The sequence below is a fragment of the Enterovirga sp. CN4-39 genome, from assembly GCF_049446235.1.
Taxonomy (GTDB): Bacteria; Pseudomonadota; Alphaproteobacteria; order Rhizobiales; family Beijerinckiaceae; genus Enterovirga.
Map to the genome: position 1 here is coordinate 111,716 of NZ_JBMSEF010000017.1, position 22,795 is coordinate 134,510.

General features: G+C 68.1%; 21 protein-coding genes. 1 reads left to right on the forward strand and 20 read right to left on the reverse strand.

All coding sequences use genetic code 11. The annotated features are described in order from the left end of the window. Window positions 1-72: 72 nt before the first annotated feature. The 8 genes from ACO2SS_RS22675 to ACO2SS_RS22710 are packed head-to-tail and all read right to left on the reverse strand — an operon-like array spanning window position 73 to window position 9,651. Window positions 73-2,118: a hydantoinase/oxoprolinase family protein gene (locus tag ACO2SS_RS22675; protein ID WP_423280104.1), complete on the reverse strand. Its 2,046-nt coding sequence runs from the start codon at window positions 2,116-2,118 to the stop codon at window positions 73-75. Next, a complete protein-coding gene (locus ACO2SS_RS22680) occupies window positions 2,119-3,777 on the reverse strand; it encodes a hydantoinase B/oxoprolinase family protein (RefSeq protein ID WP_423280105.1) in 1,659 nt (552 codons plus the stop codon). It abuts the gene before it with no gap. A gap of 53 nt (window positions 3,778-3,830) precedes the next feature. Beyond that, on the reverse strand, window positions 3,831-5,147 hold the full coding sequence (locus ACO2SS_RS22685; RefSeq protein ID WP_423280106.1) for an aspartate aminotransferase family protein: 1,317 nt from the start codon (window positions 5,145-5,147) through the stop codon (window positions 3,831-3,833). Window positions 5,148-5,163: 16 nt separating this feature from the next. Further along, the gene (locus tag ACO2SS_RS22690; RefSeq protein WP_423280107.1) at window positions 5,164-5,871 is read right to left on the reverse strand and encodes an ABC transporter ATP-binding protein; all 708 of its coding nucleotides are present in this window, start codon (window positions 5,869-5,871) and stop codon (window positions 5,164-5,166) included. Beyond that, a complete protein-coding gene (locus tag ACO2SS_RS22695) occupies window positions 5,858-6,595 on the reverse strand; it encodes an ABC transporter ATP-binding protein (RefSeq protein ID WP_423280108.1) in 738 nt (245 codons plus the stop codon). The genes ACO2SS_RS22690 and ACO2SS_RS22695 overlap by 14 nt, the downstream gene beginning before the upstream one ends. Further along, window positions 6,592-7,566, reverse strand: coding sequence for a branched-chain amino acid ABC transporter permease (locus ACO2SS_RS22700; protein WP_423280109.1), 975 nt, complete (start codon window positions 7,564-7,566; stop codon window positions 6,592-6,594). The genes ACO2SS_RS22695 and ACO2SS_RS22700 overlap by 4 nt, the downstream gene beginning before the upstream one ends. Window positions 7,567-7,571: 5 nt before the next feature. Further along, a complete protein-coding gene (locus ACO2SS_RS22705) occupies window positions 7,572-8,447 on the reverse strand; it encodes a branched-chain amino acid ABC transporter permease (RefSeq protein WP_423280110.1) in 876 nt (291 codons plus the stop codon). Between the two features lie 58 nt (window positions 8,448-8,505). Then, complete coding sequence (locus ACO2SS_RS22710) at window positions 8,506-9,651, reverse strand: ABC transporter substrate-binding protein (protein WP_423280111.1); 1,146 nt, start codon at window positions 9,649-9,651, stop codon at window positions 8,506-8,508. 126 nt (window positions 9,652-9,777) lie between these two features. Between ACO2SS_RS22710 and ACO2SS_RS22715 the strand changes: the two genes are divergently transcribed. Next, complete coding sequence (locus tag ACO2SS_RS22715) at window positions 9,778-10,590, forward strand: IclR family transcriptional regulator (RefSeq protein ID WP_423280112.1); 813 nt, start codon at window positions 9,778-9,780, stop codon at window positions 10,588-10,590. Window positions 10,591-10,635: 45 nt separating this feature from the next. On the opposite strand, the gene ACO2SS_RS22720 is transcribed toward ACO2SS_RS22715, so the two are convergent. The 12 genes from ACO2SS_RS22720 to ACO2SS_RS22775 form a co-directional block, all read right to left on the reverse strand. Continuing rightward, window positions 10,636-11,832, reverse strand: a complete 1,197-nt coding sequence (locus ACO2SS_RS22720; RefSeq protein ID WP_423280113.1) for a CaiB/BaiF CoA transferase family protein — start codon at window positions 11,830-11,832, stop codon at window positions 10,636-10,638. Between the two features lie 5 nt (window positions 11,833-11,837). Further along, the gene (gene dctP, locus ACO2SS_RS22725) at window positions 11,838-12,860 is read right to left on the reverse strand and encodes a TRAP transporter substrate-binding protein DctP (protein WP_423280114.1); all 1,023 of its coding nucleotides are present in this window, start codon (window positions 12,858-12,860) and stop codon (window positions 11,838-11,840) included. A 109-nt stretch (window positions 12,861-12,969) separates the two neighbouring features. Beyond that, on the reverse strand, window positions 12,970-13,680 hold the full coding sequence (locus tag ACO2SS_RS22730; RefSeq protein WP_423280115.1) for an ABC transporter ATP-binding protein: 711 nt from the start codon (window positions 13,678-13,680) through the stop codon (window positions 12,970-12,972). Further along, window positions 13,677-14,402 (reverse strand): ABC transporter ATP-binding protein, encoded by a 726-nt coding sequence (locus ACO2SS_RS22735; RefSeq protein ID WP_423280116.1) that lies wholly within the window; start codon window positions 14,400-14,402, stop codon window positions 13,677-13,679. Before ACO2SS_RS22735 ends, ACO2SS_RS22730 begins: the two co-directional genes overlap by 4 nt. Beyond that, window positions 14,399-15,376, reverse strand: a complete 978-nt coding sequence (locus tag ACO2SS_RS22740) for a branched-chain amino acid ABC transporter permease (RefSeq protein WP_423280117.1) — start codon at window positions 15,374-15,376, stop codon at window positions 14,399-14,401. Before ACO2SS_RS22740 ends, ACO2SS_RS22735 begins: the two co-directional genes overlap by 4 nt. Continuing rightward, window positions 15,373-16,251, reverse strand: coding sequence for a branched-chain amino acid ABC transporter permease (locus tag ACO2SS_RS22745; protein WP_423280118.1), 879 nt, complete (start codon window positions 16,249-16,251; stop codon window positions 15,373-15,375). Before ACO2SS_RS22745 ends, ACO2SS_RS22740 begins: the two co-directional genes overlap by 4 nt. 28 nt (window positions 16,252-16,279) lie before the next feature. Next, window positions 16,280-17,491 carry an ABC transporter substrate-binding protein gene (locus ACO2SS_RS22750; RefSeq protein WP_423280119.1) on the reverse strand — a complete coding sequence of 404 codons (1,212 nt, stop codon included), beginning with the start codon at window positions 17,489-17,491 and terminating at the stop codon, window positions 16,280-16,282. A gap of 31 nt (window positions 17,492-17,522) precedes the next feature. Then, entirely contained in the window at window positions 17,523-18,578 is a 1,056-nt protein-coding gene (locus ACO2SS_RS22755; RefSeq protein ID WP_423280120.1) for an alcohol dehydrogenase, read from the reverse strand. Window positions 18,579-18,613: 35 nt separating this feature from the next. Next, window positions 18,614-19,384, reverse strand: a complete 771-nt coding sequence (locus ACO2SS_RS22760; protein WP_423280121.1) for an SDR family NAD(P)-dependent oxidoreductase — start codon at window positions 19,382-19,384, stop codon at window positions 18,614-18,616. Window positions 19,385-19,892: 508 nt separating this feature from the next. Further along, window positions 19,893-20,873 (reverse strand): Bug family tripartite tricarboxylate transporter substrate binding protein, encoded by a 981-nt coding sequence (locus tag ACO2SS_RS22765; protein ID WP_423280122.1) that lies wholly within the window; start codon window positions 20,871-20,873, stop codon window positions 19,893-19,895. Continuing rightward, window positions 20,870-21,352, reverse strand: coding sequence for an acyclic terpene utilization AtuA family protein (locus ACO2SS_RS22770; RefSeq protein WP_423280123.1), 483 nt, complete (start codon window positions 21,350-21,352; stop codon window positions 20,870-20,872). Before ACO2SS_RS22770 ends, ACO2SS_RS22765 begins: the two co-directional genes overlap by 4 nt. Before the next feature lie 1,134 nt (window positions 21,353-22,486). Continuing rightward, the coding region (locus tag ACO2SS_RS22775; protein ID WP_423280124.1) for a LysR family transcriptional regulator substrate-binding protein at window positions 22,487-22,795 on the reverse strand (309 nt) is incomplete at its 5' end.

Below are 22,795 nucleotides of genomic sequence, written 5' to 3' on the forward strand. Positions count from 1 at the left end.
CGCGTCGGTCCGCGTCCTCGGAAGCGGCGAGCGCCGCCCATCGAGGCGGTGGTGAGCCGTGGCGCGCGGCCCTCAACTCCGCAGCGCGATGTCCAGCCAGCCGTACCGGTTCACGCTCACAACATCGCCCTCGCCGGCGATCACGGTCGTCGTTTCCGCCTCGAAAATGGCGGGGCCGGCAAGTGTCGCGCCCGGCTGCAGGGATTCGATGCGGTAGACCGGAACGGAGCGCCAGCCATCGAAATAGGCGCGGCGCTCGGTCAGGGCTGGCACCTCCGTCGGTTGCGTCACGACGAATTCGCCCTCTGCCGAGGGCACGGCCCCGACAGCCGCGACCCGGGCGTTGACGAACACGACCTCCTGGTCGCGCGACGCGTAGGTGAAGAGCTCCTCGTGCCGCGTGTGGAACCGCTCATGCACGCGGGCAACGAGATCCGGCGCATCCCACGCAACGTCATCAAGCGCCACGTCCACCTCGAAGACCTGCTCGCCGTAGCGCATCTCGGCCGAGCGCTCGATCCGGATGGGGCCATCGAACCACTCGCGCAGGCGAGCGGTTGCGCGGTCTTCGAGGTCCGCGAAGATCGTCCGCAGGCCGGCATCGTCGATGGCCGCGCCAGACCCGGCATGGGTCTGGCTGACTTCGTAGCGAAGGTCGCTCGCCAGCATGCCCCACGCGGAGAGGACGGACGCGACCGTCGGGACGATCACACGTGGAATTTCCAGTTCGCGAGCGACCTCCACGGCGTGCAGACCCGCCGCCCCGCCGAAGGACAGGAGCGCGAACTTGCGGGGATCGACGCCACGGCGAAGGGTCATCAGGCGGATGCCATCCGCCATCTGCAGGTTGATGAGACGGTGGATGCCGAGGGCCGTCTCGTCGCGCGACATGCCGAGACGTGCCGCGAAGCCGTCGACGACCTTCTCGGCAGCCGGAAGGTCGAGCGTCTTGCGGCCACCGAGGAAGGTGGTCGGGTCGAGATAGCCGAGAAGCAGGTTGGCGTCCGTCACCGCCGGAGTGGTGCCGCCACCGCCATAGCAGGCGGGCCCGGGCACGGCCCCGGCGCTCTCCGGTCCGACCCTGAACTGGCCGCCATCATAGCTCGCCAGCGACCCGCCGCCTGCCGCGACCGAGGCGATATCGAGCGACCGGAGCGCGATCCGCTTGCCCGCGAGCCCACGTGCCCCGGACAGCGCGGCCTGGCCGTTCGCGATCAGCGAGATGTCGGTCGAGGTGCCGCCGACATCGAACGGAACGAGGTCCGCGACCCCGAGCATCTCGGCGCAGCGCCGCGCCCCCGCGACGCCGCCCGCAGGGCCGGACAGCACGGTGGCGGCGGCCAAGCGTCCGGCTTCCTCGACCGGCGCCATGCCGCCATGGGAAAGGATGATGAAAAGGCTGCCCGCAAGCCCGCTGTCGCGCAGCCGCCGCTCGAGGTTGGTCAGGTAGCGCCGGACGGCAGGCCCGACATAGGCGTTCACCACCGTCGTCGAGACGCGCTCATATTCCTTGATCTGCGGCAGCACGTCGGACGAGCGCGAGACGTAGAGGTCGGGCAGCTCGCGTGCGAGGCGTTCGACCGTCGCGATCTCATGCGCGGGGTTGCGGTAGGCGTGCAGGTAGCAGACGGCGACGGATGTCGCGCCCGATGCCCGCACCTGCTCGATCGCATCCGCCAAGGAGGCCTCATCCAGCGGCGTCAGGACCGATCCGTCGGCCCGAAGCCGCTCCCGCACGCCGATCCGCAGGCTTCGCGGCACGAGAGGCGCCAGCGGTGGCGAGCGCAGGTTGTAGCGATCGTCCTTGAGCCCCTCGCGCATCTCCAGGACGTCGCGGTGCCCTTCGGTTGTAAGCAGGGCGACCTTCGCGCCCTTGCGCTCGAGAAGCGCGTTCGTGGCGACCGTCGTCCCGTGGACGATCCGCTCGGTCCGGCCGAGCATGTCGCGGAGCGTCACGTCCAGCCTGCGCGCAAGCTCCTCGAGCCCCGCCAGCACGCCGATGGACTGGTCCGCCGGCGTCGAAGGCGACTTTGCGAAGACGGTGCGGCCGTTGACGTCGACAGCGACGAGATCCGTGAAGGTCCCGCCGACGTCGATCCCGATCCTGAAAGACGTCACTTAGCGGTCCCCCTTCACCGTCACGAAACCCTCGACCAGATCACGCTCACGCGCAGCGGGATCGCGCTTCTCCCGCGGGCCCCATCCGCCGCCCCCGCCGGAGCGAACCTCGAACATGTCCCCGGGCTGCACCGGAATGTTCGTTTCCTTCGTCTTGAGGTCCCGGGGCTCCGCCCCCTGGGACAGAAGGCGGTAGCGGTGTGGAGGCGCGTCGCGCCCGCCGAGCATGCCGCAGGCGCCGTACCGGACCCCATCCCCGGCCGTATTGGCGAGGGCCGGCTTCTCCGTTTCGACCACGAGGTCGAGCGCTGCTCCGAGCCCGCCCCGGAACTGCCCCTCGCCGCCGGAATCCGGCAGGAACTCGTGGCGGCGGAAATGGAGCGGGAAGCGCACCTCGGCGAATTCAACGCTGCCGAATTTCAGGCCGCCGACCGTGTGCCACTCGCCCGCCGAGGACCACCCGTCGCCGCCTGGGGATGCTCCGCCCCCAGGCCTTGCATGAAACATGTGCCAGATAAAACCCCGGCCCGTACGCGGATCCTCCCCTTGCAGGGCGATCCGGAAGCGGCGACCCCAGCCCGCCATGGCGCGGTCGGGGCAGGAGCCGGCGAGCGCCTTCACGATCGCCTCGACGATCTCGTCGGACGGGTGGCTGGTGCACATCGTGACCGGCCGGCCGGGCTCGGCCCACACGATCGTGCCCTCGCGCGCCTTCACGGTCACCGGCCGGAACGCGCCGGCGTTCTTCGGAATGTCGGGATCGAGCAGGTAGGCGATTGCCATCACGCAGGCGGACTGCATGTTGGCGTGCGAGGAGTTCACGAAGCTCGACGATTGCGGATCGGAATCCGAGAGGTCGATTTCGATGTCGCTGCCGCGTTTCGTCACCCGGGCCGCAATGCGGATGTTCTCGCGTCCATGGCCGTCGTCGTCGAGGAACGCCTCTCCCTCGAACACACCGTCCTTCCAGGTGGAGATGATGGCCCGGCTTCGCGTCTCGGCCGCATCGAAGAGGCCCTCGACGGCATCGACAACGGTCTCGCCGCTGAACTCGGCGAAGAGCTTCGCCATGCGGCGCTCGCCGAGGCGGGCGGCGCCCACCATGGCGGCGAGGTCGCCGCGGAAGTCATGGCCGATGCGGGTGTTGAGCGCGAGCAGGTCGAGCAGGTCGTCCCGGAGCTTGCCGGCCTCGTAGAGCCGGACCGGGGGAACGCGCAGTCCTTCCGTCCAGATGTCGCGGGCATCGGGGTTGTAGGCGCCGTAGGTCGAGCCGCCGATGTCGCTCTGGTGAGCCCGCACGATCGTCCAGAACAGGCGCCTTTCGCCATCGAACACTGGAACGAACGCGGTGAGATCCGGGAGGTGCGAACCACCGTGATACGGGTCGTTCATCAGGATGACGTCGCCCGGGACGACATCCTTGAACCGCTCCTCGACGGCCTTCGTCGCCCAGGGCAGCGCCCCGACATGGACCGGGATGTGGTCGGCCTGGGCGACAAGCCGGCCCTGAACGTCCGTGATGCCGATGGAGAAGTCACGGCTGGAATTCAGGATCTGCGAATAGGAGGTCCGGAGCATGGCCTCCCCCATCTCGGTGACGATGGAGGACAGCCGGTGCTCGACGACCGAACGCGTGATGGGATCGACGGCGCGCGTCATGACGATCTCTGGATGCTGGCGGCCTCCTTGCGAAGGCCGGAGAGGTTCTGCGATCAGGCGGACTTGGCTGCGACGAGGCCGGCGGAGACGGCGGCCAGGATCGCGTCCAGGTCGTCGTCGGTCATCGGCGTGGAGAGCGCCATCAGGCCGTAGCTCGCCATCAGGACGCCCTCGTTGAGGAGGGTGCGGAAGAAGGCGGCCTGGCGCCGGGTCTCCGCTGCGCCGAGATGCGCGGAGCGGTAGTCTCGCACCGGCCGGTCGGTGAAGTGGATCTTCAGGAGCGATCCCATTCCGGTCGCGCCCCCGGGCACCCCTGCCTTCCGGAAGGCCTCGTTTATTCCCGAGCGAACCTTCTCGCCCATGGCGTCGAGGCGCTCGAAGGCGGCGTGGTCGAGGAGTTCCATGGCGGCGAGGCCGGCCCGCATGGTGACCGGGTTCGCCGAGAAGGTGCCTCCGGCCGGCAAGGCCGGCTTCCCCTCGCTCGGGTCGAAGACGGCCATCACGTCGGCCCGCCCGCCGGTCGCGCCGACCGGGAAGCCACCGCCCATGATCTTGCCAAAGGTCGTGAGGTCCGCGTCCACGCCCCAATGCGGCTGCGCGCCGCCGTAGCCGAGCCGGAAGCTGATGACCTCGTCGAAGACGAGCAGCGCGCCTACCTCACGCGTCACCTCCCGGAGCGCCTGGATGTAGGCACGGTCGGCCGGAACGAGCCCGGCGCGGTTCGGCATGGGATCGACCAGCACGCAGGCGAGATCTGCGCCGTGCGCCCGGATGAGGCTGACCGCGCCGTCGATATCGTTGAAGGGGAGCGTGACCACGTCGTCGAGCACGCCCTGCGGCGTCCCCTTGGCGTAAGGCACGGAGGCCGGCGGACCCTGGGTCCAGGTCTCGGGACGGGACTCGAGGCTCACCTCCGCATAGTCGTAGGATCCGTGATAGGCGCCCTCGCACTTGGCGATCTTCGGCCGACCCGTGAAGGCGCGGGCGGCCTTTAGGGCATTCATCACGGCTTCCGTGCCGGAATTGCTGAACCGGATGCGGTCAAGGGAGGCCACGCGGCCGCAGAGCAGTTCGGCGAGGTCGATCTCGGAGAGCGTCGGCAGGCCCGGCGCGCTGCCGAGACGCATCTGTGCGCAGGCGGCTTCCACGAGGACCGGATGGGCGTGGCCGTGGATGAGCGAGGTGAAATTGTTGATGCAGTCGATCCGCGCCACGCCGTCGAGGTCGATCACGCGGCAGCCTTCGCCCCGCTCGGCGTAGATCTGATACGGCTTCATGAACACGGTCGTGCGCGTGTTGCCGCCGGGCAGGCTCGCGCGGGCACGATCGTGAGCCGCCTTCGATCGGGAAGCGGGATCTGGATAGGTCATCACTCGTCTCCTGGCCTCAGCGGCCGAGATAGGCTTCGCGCACGCGGGGATTGGTCTTGAGGTCGGCGGCCGAGCCCTCCAGGACGACCCGGCCGGTCTCGAGCACGTAGCCGCGATCAGCCACGGCCAGCGCCAGGACCGTGTTCTGCTCGACGACCAGGATCGTCAGGCCGCTGCTCCGGATGCGTCCGACCCGCTCGTAAACCTCCTCGGCGAGGCGCGGCGCGAGGCCGAGCGAGGGCTCGTCCAGCAGGAGCAGCTTCGGCTTCGCCATGAGGGCGCGGCCGATGGCGAGCATCTGCTGCTCGCCGCCGGAGAGCGACCAGCCGAGCTGCTTCCGCCGCTCCTTGAGGCGAGGGAACAGGTCGAACACGAAGGCCAGCTCATCGGCATAGGAGCTGCCGGGGCGCCGCCATGGGGCGGTCCCGATGATCAGGTTCTCCTCCACGGTCAGGCCGGGGAAGATGCGGCGACCTTCGGGAGCATGGGCGATCCCCATCCGCACCCGGCGATCGCAGGAGGCACCGGCGATGGAGGCGCCGGCGAACCGGATGTCGCCGCCCCGCACGGGGTTGAGCCCGGAGATGGTCTGCAGCAGCGTGGTCTTGCCGGCGCCGTTGGCTCCGATCAGCGCCACGGTCTCGCCCGCCGCCACATTCAGCGAGATGCCGTGCAGGGCGACGATCTCGCCGTAGGCGACGGTCAGCTTGTCAATGGCGAGCATGCGCTGCTCCCTCGCCGAGATAGGCGGACAGGACGGCGGGATCGGCCTGCACTTCCGCCGGGGTGCCCTCGGCGATCTTGCTGCCGAAGTTCAGCACGACGACGCGTTCGGCGAGCCGCATCACCATGCCCATGTTGTGCTCGATCAGCACGATCGCGATCTTGTCCTCGCTTCGGATGGCCCGGAGCCTCGTCATCAGGTCCTCGACCTCGCCGGTGTTCAGGCCGGCTGCCGGCTCGTCGAGCAGGAGCACGCGGGGCCCACAGGCGAGCACGCGTGTCAGCTCGACCATGCGTCGATTGCCGTAGGTGAGTGCCGAGATCGGCTCCTCAGCGAAGCGCCCCAGCCCCATGCGATCAAGCTGCCGAAGCGCGTGACTGCGCAGTTCGGCCTCGCTCCGGCCCTTCTGGTTCGCGGCGCCGACCATGACGTTCTCCACCACGCTCAGACGCTCGAAGAGCCTTCCATGCTGGAAGGTGCGTCCGAGCCCCGCGCGGATGCGGCCATGGGTGGAAAGCCGCGTGATGTCGCGTCCTTCCAGCACGATGCGCCCTGTCGTGGGCGCCGATAGCCCGGTGAGGACGTTGAGCAGCGTCGACTTTCCCGCGCCGTTCGGGCCGATCAGCGCCACGAACTCGCCCGGATTGACCGTGAGATCGACCTCGGAGAGCGCAAGAAGCCCTCCGAAGCGCTTGGTGATGCCGGTTGCCTGGAGGGCACTCATGACCGCACGGCCTCCTTGAGATCCGCCTCCGCGGGGGCGGCTGGACGGACCGGCCGGCGCCAGCGGCGCAGGAGACCCGTGATCCCGGTCGGCAGGAAGATGAGGATGGCGAGCATCATCAGGCCGAAGAAGGCGAGATAGCCGTCGCCGAAGATGCGGAACCACTCGGGCAGGAAGGTAAGGATCGTGGCGCCGATGATCGCACCCGCGACCGTGCCCTCGCCGCCGACAATCAGCATGGCGAGATGCGTGATGGAATGCGCGTAGCTGAAATCGTCCGGCGAGACGAAATGGACATGGGTGGCGAAGAGGCAGCCCGCGACCGCTGCATAGACGGCCGACAGAGCAAAGGCCGCTACACTCACGCCGGTCACGTTGATGCCGGTCATCGCGGCGGCGGTCTCGTCGTCGCGCACCGCCATCATGGCCCGGCCGATGCGCGAGCCATGGATCGCGAGGGCAATTACGGAGAGGAGCGCGAGCACGGCGAGGCCGAACCAGAGGAAGGAGCGCTCATCCGTCAGCGCGTGGCCGAAGACATTGAGGCCGGGGATCCGGGCGATGCCGTTGGTGCCGCCGGTGACCTCGATCCAGTTCGCGGCGACGATGCTGAAGCTGACGTTCAGGCCGAGGGTCGCCAGGGCCAGGTAGTGGCCCTTGAGACGCAGGAGCGGGTAGCCGAGCACCGCGGCAACGAGGCCCGTCCCGGCTATCGCCGGTATGGCGGCCAGCCAGGGAGACCAGCCCGCTTGTGTCGTAAGGATTGCGAGCGTGTAGGCGCCCAGTCCCACGAAGGCAGCGTGGCCGAGCGAGATCAGGCCCGCATAGCCGAAGGCGAAATTGAGCCCGACGACCGCGACGGAGGATATCACGGCCATGTTGAGGAGGCGGAGCGTGTACTCCGACGCCGCGAAGGACAGGCCGAGACCCGCGATCAGCAGCACGGCCAGGAGGGGAAGCGAAGAGCGCATGACGATCACCCCCGGTCCTGGATGCGCTCGCCGAAGACGCCCTGCGGGCGCACGAGCAGGAACAGGATCATGGCCCCGAACGCGATGAGGTCCTTGTAGGCCGACGAGATGTACGAGGCGCCCAGAACCTCGGCGAGGCCGACGAAGAGGCCGCCCGCGATGGCGCCTGGAAGGCTGCCGAAGCCGCCGATGATGGTTGCGGCGAAGGCCTTGAGGGCGATCGGGTCGCCCATGTTCACGTCGGCGAACCACATCGGGCCGAGCATCAGGCCGGCGACGCCCGCGAGCACGGAGGCCAGCACCCAGGTGAAGGCGAGGAGGACGTTGACTCGCAGGCCCATCAGCTTGGCGGCGCGCACGTCCTGCGCGACCGCTCGCATGGCGATGCCGAGCGCGGTCCGGTTCAGGAGCAGCCACAGAAGCCCGATGAGGACCGCCGTCGCGACCACGACCGCGATGGCGTGCATCGGGATCACGGCGCCGCCGATCTCGACCACCATGTCCTCGACGGGCGAGGTCAGGCGGAACGGCCAGGACCCGAAGGTGAGAAGCGCTGCGTTCTGGAGCGTGATGCCGATCGCCACCGTGCCGATGATGATCGTGACGACCGGGCTGCGGCTGAGCGGCAGGTACACGACCGCGTAGAACAGGAGCCCGAACAGCGCCATCAGGGCAACCGCGCCGGCATAGCCGACCGGCATCGGAAGACCGAAATGCAGCAGGGTGGTGACGCCGGCGAAGGTCCCCAGCATCACGAATTGGCCGGCAGCGAAATTCACGACGCCGGTTGCGGAATAGACGATCACGAAGCCGATCGCGGCCAGCGCGTAGACGCTACCGAGCGCAAGCCCGTTCGTGACGAGTTGGATGAGATCAGCCATGGGATTCTGCCGCGAGCCGCGAGTAGCGGCCGCGGAGACCCCGCGGCCGCAGCGTGGCTCAGTCGAGCTTCACGTTCTGCACGAGCTCGAGGCTCTTGGTGCCGCGCTTGGCCTTGACGACCGCAAGGTCGTGCACGCCGTTCCCCTTCGCGTCGAAGGTGTAGGGATGGCCGATGCCGGGCCATTCCTTCGCGGAGGCGATCCAGTCGCGGAGCGCCTTGGGGTCGGTCCCGACCTTGCGCATGCCCTCGGCCATGAGCATCGCGCCGTCGTAATAGGCGAGGCCGTAAGGGTCCGCGTCCGTGCCGAACTTCGCCTTGTAGCGTGCGCCGAAGTCCTTCATGCGCTCGCCGACGCTCGCATCCACGAAGGCGTCGACCACGCCCCAGACGTTGTCGAGATCGGCGGCCGAAAGCAGCTGCAGGGCGGCCGGCACGAAGGCCGCGGAGGATGCCACGATCGGCATCTTCAGGCCGAGCGCCTTCGCCTGGCGGAGGACGAGCGCGCCGTCGGCCGGGTAGCAGAAGATGAAGACGACATCCGCACCCGAGGAGCGCAGGCGCAGCAACTGGGCGGAGAAGTCCTTGTCGTTCTGGCCATAGGCCTCGCTCGCCGCGACCTTGATGCCGGCCGCTTCCAGCTGCTTCTGGGCGACCGCCGCGCCGCCCTGGCCGAAGTCGTTCTGGATATAGAGGATTCCGGGCTTGCTCGCCTTCAGGGTGCCGGTCGCGAACTGCGCCATGGCGCGGCCGGCCAGGCTGTCGGAGGGACGGATGCGGAACATCCAGGAATTCCCGTTCTCGGCGACGGCATCCGCTCCGCCCGCATACATCACCGGAATTCCGGCCTTGGCGACCTCCGGTGCGACGGCGAGATTCTGGGTGGAGTAGCTCGTGAGGAACGCGAAGGGGGGCTTCGTCTCCTGAACCAGCTTCACGAAGGCCGAGACGGCGGTGCTGTTCGACGCGCCGGCATCCTCGATCACGATCTTGATCTGGCGGCCATTGATGCCGCCGGCCTTGTTGATGTCCTCCTCGGCCATCGTCAGCGTGTTGAAGTACTGCTTGCCCGTGAGGGAGAGCGGGCCGGTGGTCGGGACGGTCGCGCCGATCGCGATCGGGCCATCGGCGGCGGAGGACATGGCCGTTCCGGCCAGGAAGACGGCTGCCGCCGTCGCGAGAACCGCCCGTCGTGTCTGTCGCATGTCCGTTCCCCGTCGAGTGTCTGATCGAATGTGCTTGGAAGTTCCGGAAAAAGGAACTATGTTCCGGAATTCAGTTTGGAGCCTAAGGTGCCGAGCCGGATTGTCAATCGCGCTTCTCGAGGCAGCGTGCCCATTATCCAAGCAGGGCGGAACGGCGATGCCGAGCCTTCCCCCGGCGGCCCCCTCGACCGCTACATGAGCGTGCTCGAACTCGTCGCCGCGTTCCCGGGTGCGGTCACGATGAGCGACGTCTGCGCGGCCCTGGACATGCCGAAGACGAGCGCGCACCGGCTCCTTGCCGGGCTGTCACGGGCTGGGCTGGTGGAGGGCGGAGGGCGGCACCGTGCCTATACGCTCGGCAAGAGGCTCGTGCGGCTTCTTCACGCCTCGGCCGAGCAAGGCTGGCTCGAGACGCTCGCGCGGCCCGCCATCGAGGCGCTCGCGGCCGAGCGGGGCGAGACCTGCTATCTGACGCGCCTCGTCGGCCATGCGGTGAGGGTGGTGTTCAGCATCTCGCCCGAGGTGCAGTGGCGCAGCTATGTGCAGCCGGACCTCCAGATGCCCCCGCACGCAGCCGCGACCGCGAAGGCGATCCTGGCGTTCCAGGCACCTGCGATCGTGGAGAAGGCGCTGGAAGGTGAACTCGTCGCCCTGACAAGCCAGACCTGCACGGATCGAGAGAAGATCCTGAAGGATTACGAGACGGTGCGGGAGAAGGGATACGGCACCTGCGTGTCGGAGATCGACGAGGGGCTCGGCGCCCTCGGCTACCCGGTGCGGCTCGCCGACGGCTCCATCCTCTACAGCGTCGGCCTCACCGGGCCGGTGCAGCGCATCTTCAACGACGACCTTCCGGTGAGGCTCGCCAGCCTGGAACAGGCCGCAACAGCACTGAGCCGCTCGCTCTCGCAGGGCGCCGAAATCGCCAGTCGCTCCTAGAACGAGCGTTCGGGCGAGGGGCAGCCTCGCGGCCGCGGGGAGCTCTCAGCCGATGACCGCGTCAATGTCGCTTTGAGTGAGCCCAGCCTCAGCCAAGACCTCTCGCGTATGCTCTCCGACGCGCGGCGGCGCCGAACGGATGCTGGGTTGCGTCCGGCTCCAGGTTGCGGGCGGCGAGGTCAGCCGGATGCGGCCCTCGGAGGGGTGGTCCATCTCCTGGAAGAACCCGACTGCTGCGAGATGCGGGTCGTCGATCAGGCTGTCGAGATCGTGCATCGGGCTGAACGGAATGTCGTGCCGCTCAAGGAGCTCCAGCCATTCGGCCGTGCTGCGCCTGGCGAGCTCCGCAGCCACGAAGCCGTAGGCCTCGTCGTAGCGGGCTGCCCGCACACGGATGTCGTGGAAGAGCGGGTCGGCCTCGAATTCCTCCGGCCGTCCGATCGCCTCGAAGAAGGAGCGCCAATGCGCGTCCGTGTAGACGAGGACGCAAAGATGGCCGTCGCTCGTGCGATAGGGGCGCCGGTTTGGCTGCAGCAGGCGCCCATAGCCCGGTGGGCCGAGTGACGGCTCGAAGCTGCGGCCGCCCATGTGGTCGCCGAGCACGAACTGCGCGAGCGTCTCGAACATCGGAACCTGGATGGACTGCCCGCAGCCGGTGCGATCCCGGTGCAGGAGCGCCGCGAGGATTGCGTGCGTGGCGTTCAGGCCGACGATGCGGTCGGCCGCAACGACGGGGACATAGCGCGGCTCGGCACCGCTCACCTCGGCGAAGAGCGCCGGGATCCCGGCTGCCCCCTGGATGAGGTCGTCATAGGCGGGCCTGCCGGCATACGGGCCCTTCTCCCCGTAGCCGACAAGGCTGACATAGACGAGGCGCGGGAAGCGGTCGCAGAGCTCCTCCGGGCCGAGGCCGAGCCTCCGCATGGCGGCGGGCCGGACGTTGTGCACGAGGACGTCCGCGCCCTCGCATAGCCGCAGCAGCGCGGCCCGGGCGGGTTCCTTCTTGAGGTCGAGGAGAATGCTCCGCTTGTTGCGGTTCCCCTGCATGTACATGGCGCCCATGCCCGGGCTGCGCATGGGCGGAGCATGGCGCATGATGTCGCCGCCCGGCGGCTCCACCTTGATGATGTCCGCCCCGTAATCCCCCAGGATCTGGGTGGCGAATGGCCCCATCATCACGGTGGTCAGGTCGATGACCCGAACCCCGGCGAGAGGGCCGGTCGGCCCTGCGGCTTCAGCCATGCCGGCTACCTTGCCTTCTCCAGCGCCGCCTTGAACGCCATCGCCACCTCCGTGCCCGGCTTGCCCCGCTTGTCGAGGTCCTTGGCCCAGTCCTCGGCTACGGTCGCGAAGGCCTTGGCGAAGACGGCCTTGTCGGCCTCGCTGAAAGCGATCTCCTTCATGCCGCCGGCCTTGATCTTCGCGGCTGCGGCGCCCTCGCCCTGCTCGAGGCGCTTGCAGCCCTCCCGTGTCGCGTGCTCGCCGGCCTCGGCCAGCGCCTTGCGGATATCGTCCGGCAGCGAGCGCCACTTCGTCTCGCCGATCGAGTAGGTGATCAGCGCCGTCCCGAAATTGAGGCCCACCGTTCCCGACTTCAGCAGCTTGCCGAGATCGTAGGAGGCGACGCTCTGGTAGGAGAGGATGGCGCCGTCGAGCGTTCCGCGGGACATCGACTCGTAGATCTCTGGCGCCGCCATCCGGACCGGAACGCCGCCGATCGAGCGCATCATCAGGTCCATGGCGCCGCCGGCGGTCCGGACCTTGAGGCCCGCGACGTCCTGGGCGGATGCGACGGGCCGGGGTGATGAGAGAAGGATCTGGTAGGCGGGAAGCGCTACCGTCACGAGGGGACGGATTCGGTTGGGCGCGAATTCCTTCTCGGCCAGGATGCTGCCGTCCCGTGAGAGTGCATAGAAGGCGAGCGATCCCTCGCACTGCGTCTGGAAGGCGCCAGGCAGTTCGGCGACGGCGGTCAGCGGCAGCTTGTCGGACGTATAGGACGGCACGAGGTACGATATGTCCGCCACGCCCGTCTGGGTGAGCGTGAGCATGTCCCGCGCCTTGCCGAGCTGCTCGGCCGGGAAATGCTGGAACTGCACCCGTCCGCCCGTCGCCTTCGTGACCGCCTCCATGAAGGGCTTGGCGACGGATTCGTGGATGACGTGGCCGTTCGAGAGCGAGTCTGCGAGCCGCAGCGTGATCGTGCTTTGAGCGTTGGCGGCTCCGGACGCGAGCATCGTCCCGAAAGCGAGGGCAACAAGCCTCGTCATGCGTCTCCTCCGATTCATCTGCGATCTCCGTCGCTGGATTCCCACTACATCATCCGGGGCGGAAGCAAAGCCGGCCTCGTTGGGCGGCTAGCGAGCGTGTTCGGGGGACTCAGCCTCCGAGATAGGCGCTCCGCACCTCGCTGTTCCCGGACAGGTCCGCGGGGCTTCCCTCCAGCACGACGCGGCCCTGCTTCAGGACATAGGCGTAGTCGACGGATTTCAGGCTGAGCTGCACGTTCTGCTCCACGAGGAGCAGGCTCAGGCCGGCGCGGGTCAGCGAGCCGAGCACCTCGAAGATCTCGGCGACGACCCGCGGCGCGAGCCCGATCGAGGGCTCGTCGAGAACGAGGAGGCTCGGCCGGGTCATCAGCGCCCGGCCGATCGCCACCATCTGCTGCTCGCCGCCCGACAACGTGCCGGCGCGCTGCCGCGCGCGCTCCCGCAGCCGCGGGAACAGCTCGAACACGCGGCTCAGCCCTTCCTCGCGGCGCGCCTTCGCCTCGCCGAAGGTGCTGGCCGCCTGCAGGTTCTCCGTCACCGTGCATTCCGGGAACAGCAGCCGCCCTTCCGGCACCGTTCCGATGCCGGACCTGACGCGGTCGGACGCCTTCGATGCGCCGAGAAGCCTGTCGCCCCACCGCACCGCACCAGAGCGTGTCGGAAGGAGACCATTGATGGTCTTCACCAGCGTGCTCTTGCCCGCCCCGTTCGAGCCGACGAGCGCCACCTTCTGCCCGCTCTCGATGACGAGATCGATGCCGTGGAGCACCTGCACGGCGCCATAGCCGGCGTGAACGCCCTCCAGCACGAGCCTGGTCATGCCGCGGCGCTCCCAAGGTAGGCGTCCTGCACCGCCGGATCCGCGAGCACTTCCTCCACGTGGCCCCGTGCGAGCATCGCACCGAAGTTTAGGACGATCGCGTTGCCGCACAGCCTGCGGATGATCGGGACCGAATGCTCCACCATGAGCACGGTGATCCCGCTCCGGTTCAGGGCCGTGACCTGCTGGCAGAGTTCCTCCGCCTCGGTCGCTGTCAGGCCGGCCATCATCTCGTCGAGCAGGAGGAGCTTGGGTTCGGTCGCGATGGCGCGGGCGATCTCGAGGCGCCGCATCTCGGCAACGCTCAGGCGCTCCGCATCCTCCTCGGCGAGATCCTGCATGCCGACACGCTCCAGCGCCAGGAATGCGTGGGCACGCGCCTCCGCAGGCTGCCGGTAGCGCCCGTAGGAGGCGACCATGACGTTCTCGACCACGGTCATGCCGTGGAAGGGCCGCACGAGCTGGAAGGTCCGGGCGAGTCCGAGCCGGCAGATGTCGTGCGGGCGCATGGTGTCGATGCGCCGGCCGGCGAAGCGGACGCTGCCGGTCGAGGGCGGGATGAGGCCGGAGATGCAGTTGAACAGCGTCGTCTTCCCGGCGCCGTTCGGGCCGATGATCCCGAACACCTCGCCTGCCTCGACCGAGAAGCTGACGTCGGAGAGCGCCTGCAATCCGCCGAAGGAACGGCCGAGATCCGAGACCTGGAGCAGGGGCGTGCTCAAAACCCGGCTCCCTTCAGGGCAGGGTGGCGACGGAGGGCGGAGACGAGGAGACCTCCGAGGCCGCGCGGCAGCACCAGCGCGAGCACGACGAGCAGCAGGGCATAGGCCACGATGTTGATGCCGGTGAAGCTCGAGCCGAGCGTCGTGCGCAGCACCTCGCCGGCCGGGATGAGCAAGGCGGCCCCGAGGAGCGGTCCCCAGAGAAGGCCGAGCCCGCCGATGATCGCGAAGACGAGAAGCTGGATGGACAGTTCCACGCCCAGCGTCGAGCGCGGGTCCACGAAGGCGAAGCAACTGGCGAAGAAGGCCCCGCCGATCGCCGTCACGCTCGCACTGAGGGCGAAGACGAGGAGCTTGTAGCGCATGGCCGGCACCCCGAGCGCCTCCGCCGCGCCCTCGTTGTCACGAATCGCCCGCCAATAGGCGCCCGGCCGCGAAGAGAGCACGGCTTGGCCGACCAGGAGCGTCACCGTCAGGATGACGAGGATGATCAGGCCGAACGGCCATTTGTGCTCGAACTGGAGGTAGCGCAGCGGCTCGTCCATGCCGGGCATCATCAGCCCGTCCGACCGGCCGAAGATCAGGGTCGCGGAGACCAGCGAGAAGGCGACCTCGCTGAAGGCAAGGGTCGCGATCGAGAAGAAGTAGCCGCGAAGGCCGTAGCGGAAGCAGAGCAGCCCGATCAGCAGGGACGCCGCGACGGCGAGCGCGGCGGCGATGGGCCAGCTCGTCAGCGGCCCGAGCGCAAACCCCACCTGGCCATAAGCGACCGTATAGGCTCCGATGCCGAAGAAGAGGGAATGACCGAGCGACACGAGACCCGTGAAGCCCGCCATGAGGTTCCAGGCGACTGCGACGGTCCCCATCATGGCGGCCATGATGTAGATGTCCATGTAGTAGGGATCGGCGAGACTCGCGACGAAACCCGCTGCCGCGAGCGCGCTCGGGACCAGGGCCGGGAGAAACCGTCTCATCGGCGCCACCCGCCGACCGGCATCAGACCTTCGGGGCGCACCAGCATCACCAGAATGAGAAGGGCGAAGGGAACGGCTGCGGCCACCGAGGCCGTAAGCCATGCGGCAGCGAGGCTCTCGGCCAGTCCGACCAAGAGGGCGCCGAGCAGCACGCCGCCGAAGCTGCCCATGCCACCGACGATCACGATGACGAAGGCCTTCAGGGTGAAGAGCGCCCCGACATGCGGGTTGACGTAGAGGACAGAGACGAGGAGCGGCCCCGCGACGCCGAGCGTCCCGATGCCGACCGCCATCGCCCAGCGATAGGTGCGCCCGATATCGATCCCGGAGAGGACCGCGCCGTCGCGCGATTGCGACACGGCCCGCATCACGAGGCCGAAATCGGTCTTCTGCAGGACGACGTAGAACACCGCGAGGAGCAGCAGTGATGCCGTTGCCGCGATGGCGTGCGGAAGCTGCAGGAGCGCCGGTCCGAGCCAGATGCTGGCGGTCGAGCGGTCCTGGGTGATCACGAAATTGTCCGCCTTGAAGACGACCAGCGCGAGGTATTGCAGCAGCAGCGACAGGCCGAGCGTCACCGCCATCTGGTTGATCTCGGGCACGCGGATCGCCGGCCGGATGAGGCCCTCGAAGAGCCCGATCCCGAACAGCATCAGGACGGGCGTGACGATCAGGACAGCGAGGATCGGGTCGAGGCCGAGGAAGGCCCAGGCGAGGTAGCCGCCATACATCCCGATCATCAGGAATTCGCCATGCGCGAAGTTCACCACGCGCATGACGCCGAAGACGAGGGTCAATCCGACCGCGACGAGCGCGTAGATCGCCCCGTTCGTCAGGCCGCTGAGCAGCGCCTGAAGCAGGATTGTTCCGGACACGATGCTTCCCAGGCGCTGCGAGCTCGGATCAGCCCTGGATCTTCACCGGGGCGCGGGCCGCGACGTTCTCAGGCCACACCGTCACGAACTTGCCCTCGACCGCCTGGACGACCACGCATTTCGCCGGCGACTGGCCCTGCTCGTCGAAGGACAGGACGTCCTGCGGGAGGAGAGAGGCGGGCCCGTCGGTGATCTTGAGGGTGCGGAGCGCGTCCCGGATCGCATTGCGGTCGGTCGACTTCGCGGCTTCCGCGGCGAGGACCAGCGCATAGGTGGCCGCGAAGGCCTGTGCCTGGTTGCTGAGCGGGGTCTCGCCCGGATGCGCCTCGGCAAACGCCTTCACGAAGGCCTCGGTCGCCGGCTTCTTCAGGTCAGGCGACCATTCCACCACGCCGAAGCTGCCCTCGGCCGGCTTGCCCGAGGCAAGGACCGTCTGGTTCACATGCGCGCCGCCGAAGCCGACATAGATCGGCCGGTAGCTCTGGGCCATGAGGGCGCGCAGGAGAACGGTGGAGTCCTCCGCATAGGCGCAGGTGAGGAGCGCCTCGGCGCCGCTCGTCCGCAGCTTGGTGGCGATGGTCGAGAAGTCGGGCGTTCCGGTCTTGAAGGTCTCGTCCGCGACAACGGGGTAGCCCCGCTGCGGCGCCACCTTCGAGTAGTTCGCGTGCACGGCCTGGCCGGCCGGACCGTCCTCGGTCGCGAGCGCGACCTTGCTGATGCTCGTGCCCTTGGACTTCAGGTAGTCGAGGAAGTCGGCCACGTAGCCGCCGAACCACTGCGCCTTCACGGCGGTCCGGAAGACGTATTTCATGCCCTGCTCGGTCAGGGCGTCGTTCACGGCACTGGTGATCATGAAGGGCGTGCGATTGCGCTCCGCCACCTGGGCCGCCGGGATGGTCGTGGCGGAGGCCCAGGCGCCGATCAGGACGCTCACGCGCTCGCGGCTGATGAGGCGCTCGGCTTCGGCGCGCGACACCTCGGGCTTAGACTGGATGTCGGTGACGATCAGCTCCAGCTTCGCGCCGCCGAGAGCTTTCAGGCCGCCGCTCTCGTTGATCTGCTTGGCCGCCAGCTGGTGCGCCTTGAGCATGCGGATGCCGTCGGAGGCGTGCACGCCCGTCGTCGGCACCAGGACGCCGATCTTGAGGGGACCCGCGCCCTGGGCGCGGACGATGGACGGCATCGCGACGGCCGCCGTGCCCAGCAGCAGCGAGGCGCGGCGCGTGAGAGTGATGGACATGTTTCCCCCTTTCGCTTTGTGCTTGGTGTGATCAGGCGGGCGTGAGGACGGTGCGGCCGACGACCTTCCCGTCCCGCAGCATCGTCAGCGCATCGTTGGCAGCCGAGAGCGGCATCCGGGTCACCGGGATCGGCGGCACCTTCCCGGCCCGGACGAGCGCCATCAGTTCGGTGAGCTCGGTGAGGTTGCCGACGAGGCTGCCCACGATCGTGATCCCGCGCATCGGGATGAAGGGGAGGGGCCACGGCGCCGATCCGCCGAACAGCCCGACGATGATGAGCTTGCCGCCCTTCTCCAGGCAGTCGAAGCCGAGGGAGGCGGTTGCCGGCGCACCGACGAGGTCGATGGCGACGGATGCCTGCTCGCCGAGGATCGCGGCGATCTGCGCCGCGGCATCGGGTGAGGCGCCGTCGATCGCGGCCTTGGCTCCTGCCTTCAGCGCGGCCTCGCGCTTCGCCGGATCGAGCTCGACCACGATCGCGCCGGCCCCTCCCATCCCCTTGAGGATCGCGAGGCACATGAGTCCGAGCCCGCCGGCCCCGATGATGACGATGGGCTTCTCGTAGAGGCTCCGGCCCGCCTTCTTCAGCGCACTGTAGGTCGTCACGCCCGAGCAGGCGTAGGGAGCGGCCTCGGCAGGATCGATGTCGCCCAAGTCGAGCAGGTAGCGCGAGCGCGGCACGAGGACGTGCTCGGCATAGCCGCCATGGCGGGCCACCCCGAGGAACTGCGCCTTCGCGCAGAGATTCTCGTTCCCGGCCCGACAGACGGAACACTCGCCGCAGCCGATCCAGGGATAGACGAGGTAGTTCCGGCCGGCTTCGATCCTCGTGGCCTGCGGCCCTGCCGCGATGGCTTCGCCGGCGATCTCGTGGCCGAGCGCCAGCGGAAGCTTCGTGCCGCGATCCTTCAGGGACAGGATGCGGCCGTTCCCGAGGTCATAACCACCTTCCCAGAGGTGGAGATCGCTGTGGCACACGCCCGCGCCCTTGACGCGGACGAGCACCTCGTCCCCCGTCGGCTCGGGCAGGTCGCAATCCATGGCGACGAGCGGCCGGCCGAATTCGGTGACGCAGTAGCAGCGCATGCGGGGATCTCTCGAAGGGAAGGAAGAACGCGGCTTCAGCGGCAGGTGAATCCGCCGTCGACCGGCAGCGCTACGCCCGTGACGTAGGAGGCGTCGTCCGAGGCGAGCCAGAGTGCCGCCTGCGCCATCTCCTCCGGCCGGCCGACACGACCGAGCGGGATCGCGGCCATGATCTTCTTCTGGTTCTCTTCCAGCCCCGCCTTGTCATCCCCGCGTCCGAGGAAGAGCGGCAGCATCGGCGTGTCCGTAAGGCCGGGACAGACGACGTTCACCCGGATCCTGTCCGGTGCGAAGCGCTGGGCGAGCGACTTGGTCAGCCCCACGACGCCGAATTTCGCGGCCGAGTAGACGGGGCTGAACATCGAGCCGACGAGGCCGGAGACCGAGGCCGTGAACACGATCGCACCGCCGCCGCGCTTGCGCATGTGCGGCGCGGCCTCGCCCGCGCAGATCAGTGCGGAGGTGAGGTTGAGGCTGATCGCATTCTCGTACTCGGCGAGGTCGACGCCCTCGACCGAGGCCGGTCCAGGCGTCCCGGCATGGCTCCAGAGGATGTCCATGCCGCCGAGCCAACCGGCTGTCTCGGCGACGGCGCGCTTGCAGCCGTCCGGGGTCGAGAGGTCGGCTACGAAGCCCTTGGCTTTGCCTCCTGCAGCATTGATCTCGTCGACCACCGCCGAGAGGCGGCCCTCGTCGATGTCCACCGCCGCGACCGTCGCACCGTTCTCGGCAAAGAGCCGGCAGCCGGCGCGCCCCATCCCCGATGCCGCAGCCGACACGACGGCGAGCTTGTTCTTGAGCCTCATGCCCCTGCTCCGAACTGCTGTACGTAGAATCGCGCGGATGCCGCGCCTGTGCGGACGCTGACCGCATTGCTCAAAACCAAGGAGAGGCACTCGGGAACCGCAGCGGGCGAGCGCATCGGCGCGCCCTCCGACTGGGCCGCGGCGATCGAGCTGCGGCCTTCACATTCCGCTTGCGCTACGCGCGGCTGGCAGGCGGGCAATCGGCCTGCCAGGTCCTCCGCAGCAACGTCTCGCCCGCACCATAGAGCCGGTGGCACCACCGCCCTCCCGAAAAGATGGCTGCTTTGTTCCAGCCTTGAACAAAACGTACATGCAAATGAATGCGCGTCAACATAACAGTCGCCCGGCGGTGAAAATTGCGGAGGGCTCTGGGACAGCCGCGCCTTGCGAGTTAGGGCGCACTGGGCGTTCGTGAACTCTCACTCCATCAAGCTGAACTGATCCACCGCCGGCCCGCCGCGGGTTCCGTGTAATGATGCGGGCGCGCGAAACCTCCCGGAGGTCCCGCTCAATCGGCCTTGGCGCCAGAGGCAGCCACCATCGCGGCCTGCCTGGGGATCTCTTCCATGAGGTAAGTCGTGACCTGCTCCGGAGGGCCGACGGCAAGGGTCAGGCCGAGGTCTTTCATCCGCTCCTTCGTGGACGGTGCTTCGGCGATCTCGGCCAGCGTGGTGTTGAGCCGGCCGATCACCTCGGGCGGCGTTCCGGCAGGGGCGAGAAGGGCAAAGCAGGTCTCGCTCACGAGGTCGGGATGACCGAGCTCCCCGGTGGTCGGAATCTCGGGAAGCACCGTGGAGCGCTCCTTGGAAAAGACGGTCAGGGCGCGGATCGTCCCGGCCCGGACATGGGGGACGGTCATCGGCAGGACAGGAAGGATCGCGTTCAGGCGGCCTCCGAGCAGTTCCGTCAGCGCCTGGCTGGGCTGGGTGAACGGCACATGCACCAGGCCGCCGCCGGCCTTCCGGCTGACCATCTCGCCGGCGAGGTGCCAGGAGCTCCCGACCCCGGCCGAGCCGTAGAAGGTCGCCCCGTGATGCGCCTTCGTGTGCTCGATGAACTCCGAAAGAGACTTGACCGGGCTGGCCTGGCTGACCGCCAGCACGTTCGGCGTGCAGCCGATCATGCCGACAGGCGCGAAATCGCGCTTCGGGTCGAACCCGACATCTCGGTAAAGCGCCAGATTGGTCGCCATCGGACCGGTCCAGGATAGCACGATCGAATAGCCGTCCGGCCGGGAGCGCGCCCCCTGGGCCATTCCGATGTTCCCGGCGGCTCCGGGCCGGTTCTGCACGACGACGCTCTGCTTGAGGCGGCTTGCGAACTCCTCCGCGAGCAGCCGGGCGAGCGAATCGGACGAGCCGCCGGCACCGGCCGGAAGGAGCAGCATGATGGGCTGGCGCTCGGGCCAGGCGTCGCCCGCGAAGCTGGGACCTGCGCCAGCCAGTGCGAGCGCGGCAGCCGCCGCTCGGAAGAGAGTTGGGGGGCTCATGCGGATCCCTTTTCGGCCGAATGGATCATCGTCACACGTGTTGGAACGAGCGCTCGGTCCACGAGGCAGGAATTCAGGCCGACGACTGGCCGCACGCGCGAGCCAGGAGCGCTGGTGGCCCACTTCCCCGTCCCGGCGACCCCGTTCACCGCGAGCGGATCGATTTCGCGCCGCAGCTTGTCAGCTTCCGTGCGGCTCGACGTCCTGAGCGCCACGCGGAGGATCACCTCGTGGGGCTCGTCCCGGAGGGGCGGAGAGGCCTCGCGGTGAACGGCGTTGATGCCGAGATAGTCGAAGCGGAGCTCATCGGCGCGCAGGTCGACCTTCCGGAAGCGCTCCTCCAGGAGGGCCTGCGTCGCACGAGCCCGGGCGAGCGCGCCGGGCCCCGCAAAGATGACCATCTCCTCCGTCATGAAACCCTCGCGCAGTCCGACGACGCCGGCTTGGAACGACCCGCTCGAGAGACCTTGCGCCGACAAGCTGAAGCCGATGAAGGTACAACCGGTTGGCGGGCGTTCTCCTTTTTTCAGGTGGGCTGGACCGGAAGCCGAGCATTCCGATTTCAGAGATGAAGCATCTCACATCTGTGCTCTGCTTGGTCGGCACGGCTGCGCTCGTCTCGCGCGGGTTCGTACGTTGGGGCGAGCCGGAGGTAAAAAGGAGGGACATCGCGTCGTGAGCGTGCCTCCGCGTGCCCGCGCCCGAGACGCTTGCCGCATATCCCTGCGGGGTCGTCCGCCTATGCTGCTACATCTGAGGGCGGAAGGGAGGCTATAAGCTCGCTCGAATGGTGGCGCAGTACGGTCCTGAGCGGTCGCTGCTCCAACGGCTGGCAGCTCTATTGGCTGACTGCCCAGCCCGCGATCCGTCTCTGTACGATCACGCTCAGGGTAGGAGCGACCGCGGTCGCGCCAAGTTCGCCGACTGCGGTCCGATCCAGCCAATGCCCGACCTGCCCCTGGCATACGCAGGGTCAGGTCGATCGAGGGCGGGACGGGCGCGCCGCCATCCCGGCATGCAGGCCGCAGCCCGTAACGCGCTCGCAGCCCGCGAGCGTGCGATCAGGATGGTCGCGAGATCGTGCGTGTCACGGTCGTCAGCGCACATGCTGACGGCATCGTCGTGGTGATACCTTGCGACAGGCGGGCAAGTCGCCGATGGCACGGCAGGGATGCGGCTCCTGGAGCGACGGCCTGACTGCAGCATCCTGCACGCCGATAGGGAACCAACACCGACGTGATACGTCGAAAGGCGAGGGAAGCGGGGCGGCTCTCAATGTCCTGTCCAAGGTCACCAGACGTCGGAAGGCGTGCTTCTCTCGCGCTCTTGACCGCAGCCACGACTCCATCGAGCGCACGTTCTGCCGTCTCACGGATTTTTGGCCTCCCTACGACCCGCTACGCTCGGCTCACACCGTGTCCCTCACCCATAAGCTGCCGATCTCCCTGTGTAATCCCGGCGGCGCAGCCCGCCCGCGGCCGTGACAAGGCTCGAAAACTCTAGCTTCCGGTGCTCCAAAGAAGGGGTGCGGACCACACCAACCCCGGGCTCCAGCCACGACCGGAGGAGGTCAGGGGCTCAGGTCAGGGGCTGTATGTCTGCCTAGGTGCGCCTCAGGTCAGCCCGGCAGCGAGTCTGGCGTCCCAATGTCCCGTCCGAACCAGGTCCGCAACTTCCTTTTTGAGCTGAGTGAACAGGACTTCGCTTGCAGGGCTAAGTGGTCGGAGATCGTTCTTGCAGAGAGAAACACTCCAACTCAGTGCCGGTCTTTCGATAGCTAGCGCCGCCACGTAGCCGCCTATCAGCTCTTGTCGGACGGCGGTCATCGGAAGCACACTGAACCCTTCGCCGTGATGAGCAAGCTCAACCATCAAGCTCAGAGCATCCACCTCCACGAAGCGCGCAGGCTGCAATCCTGCCTC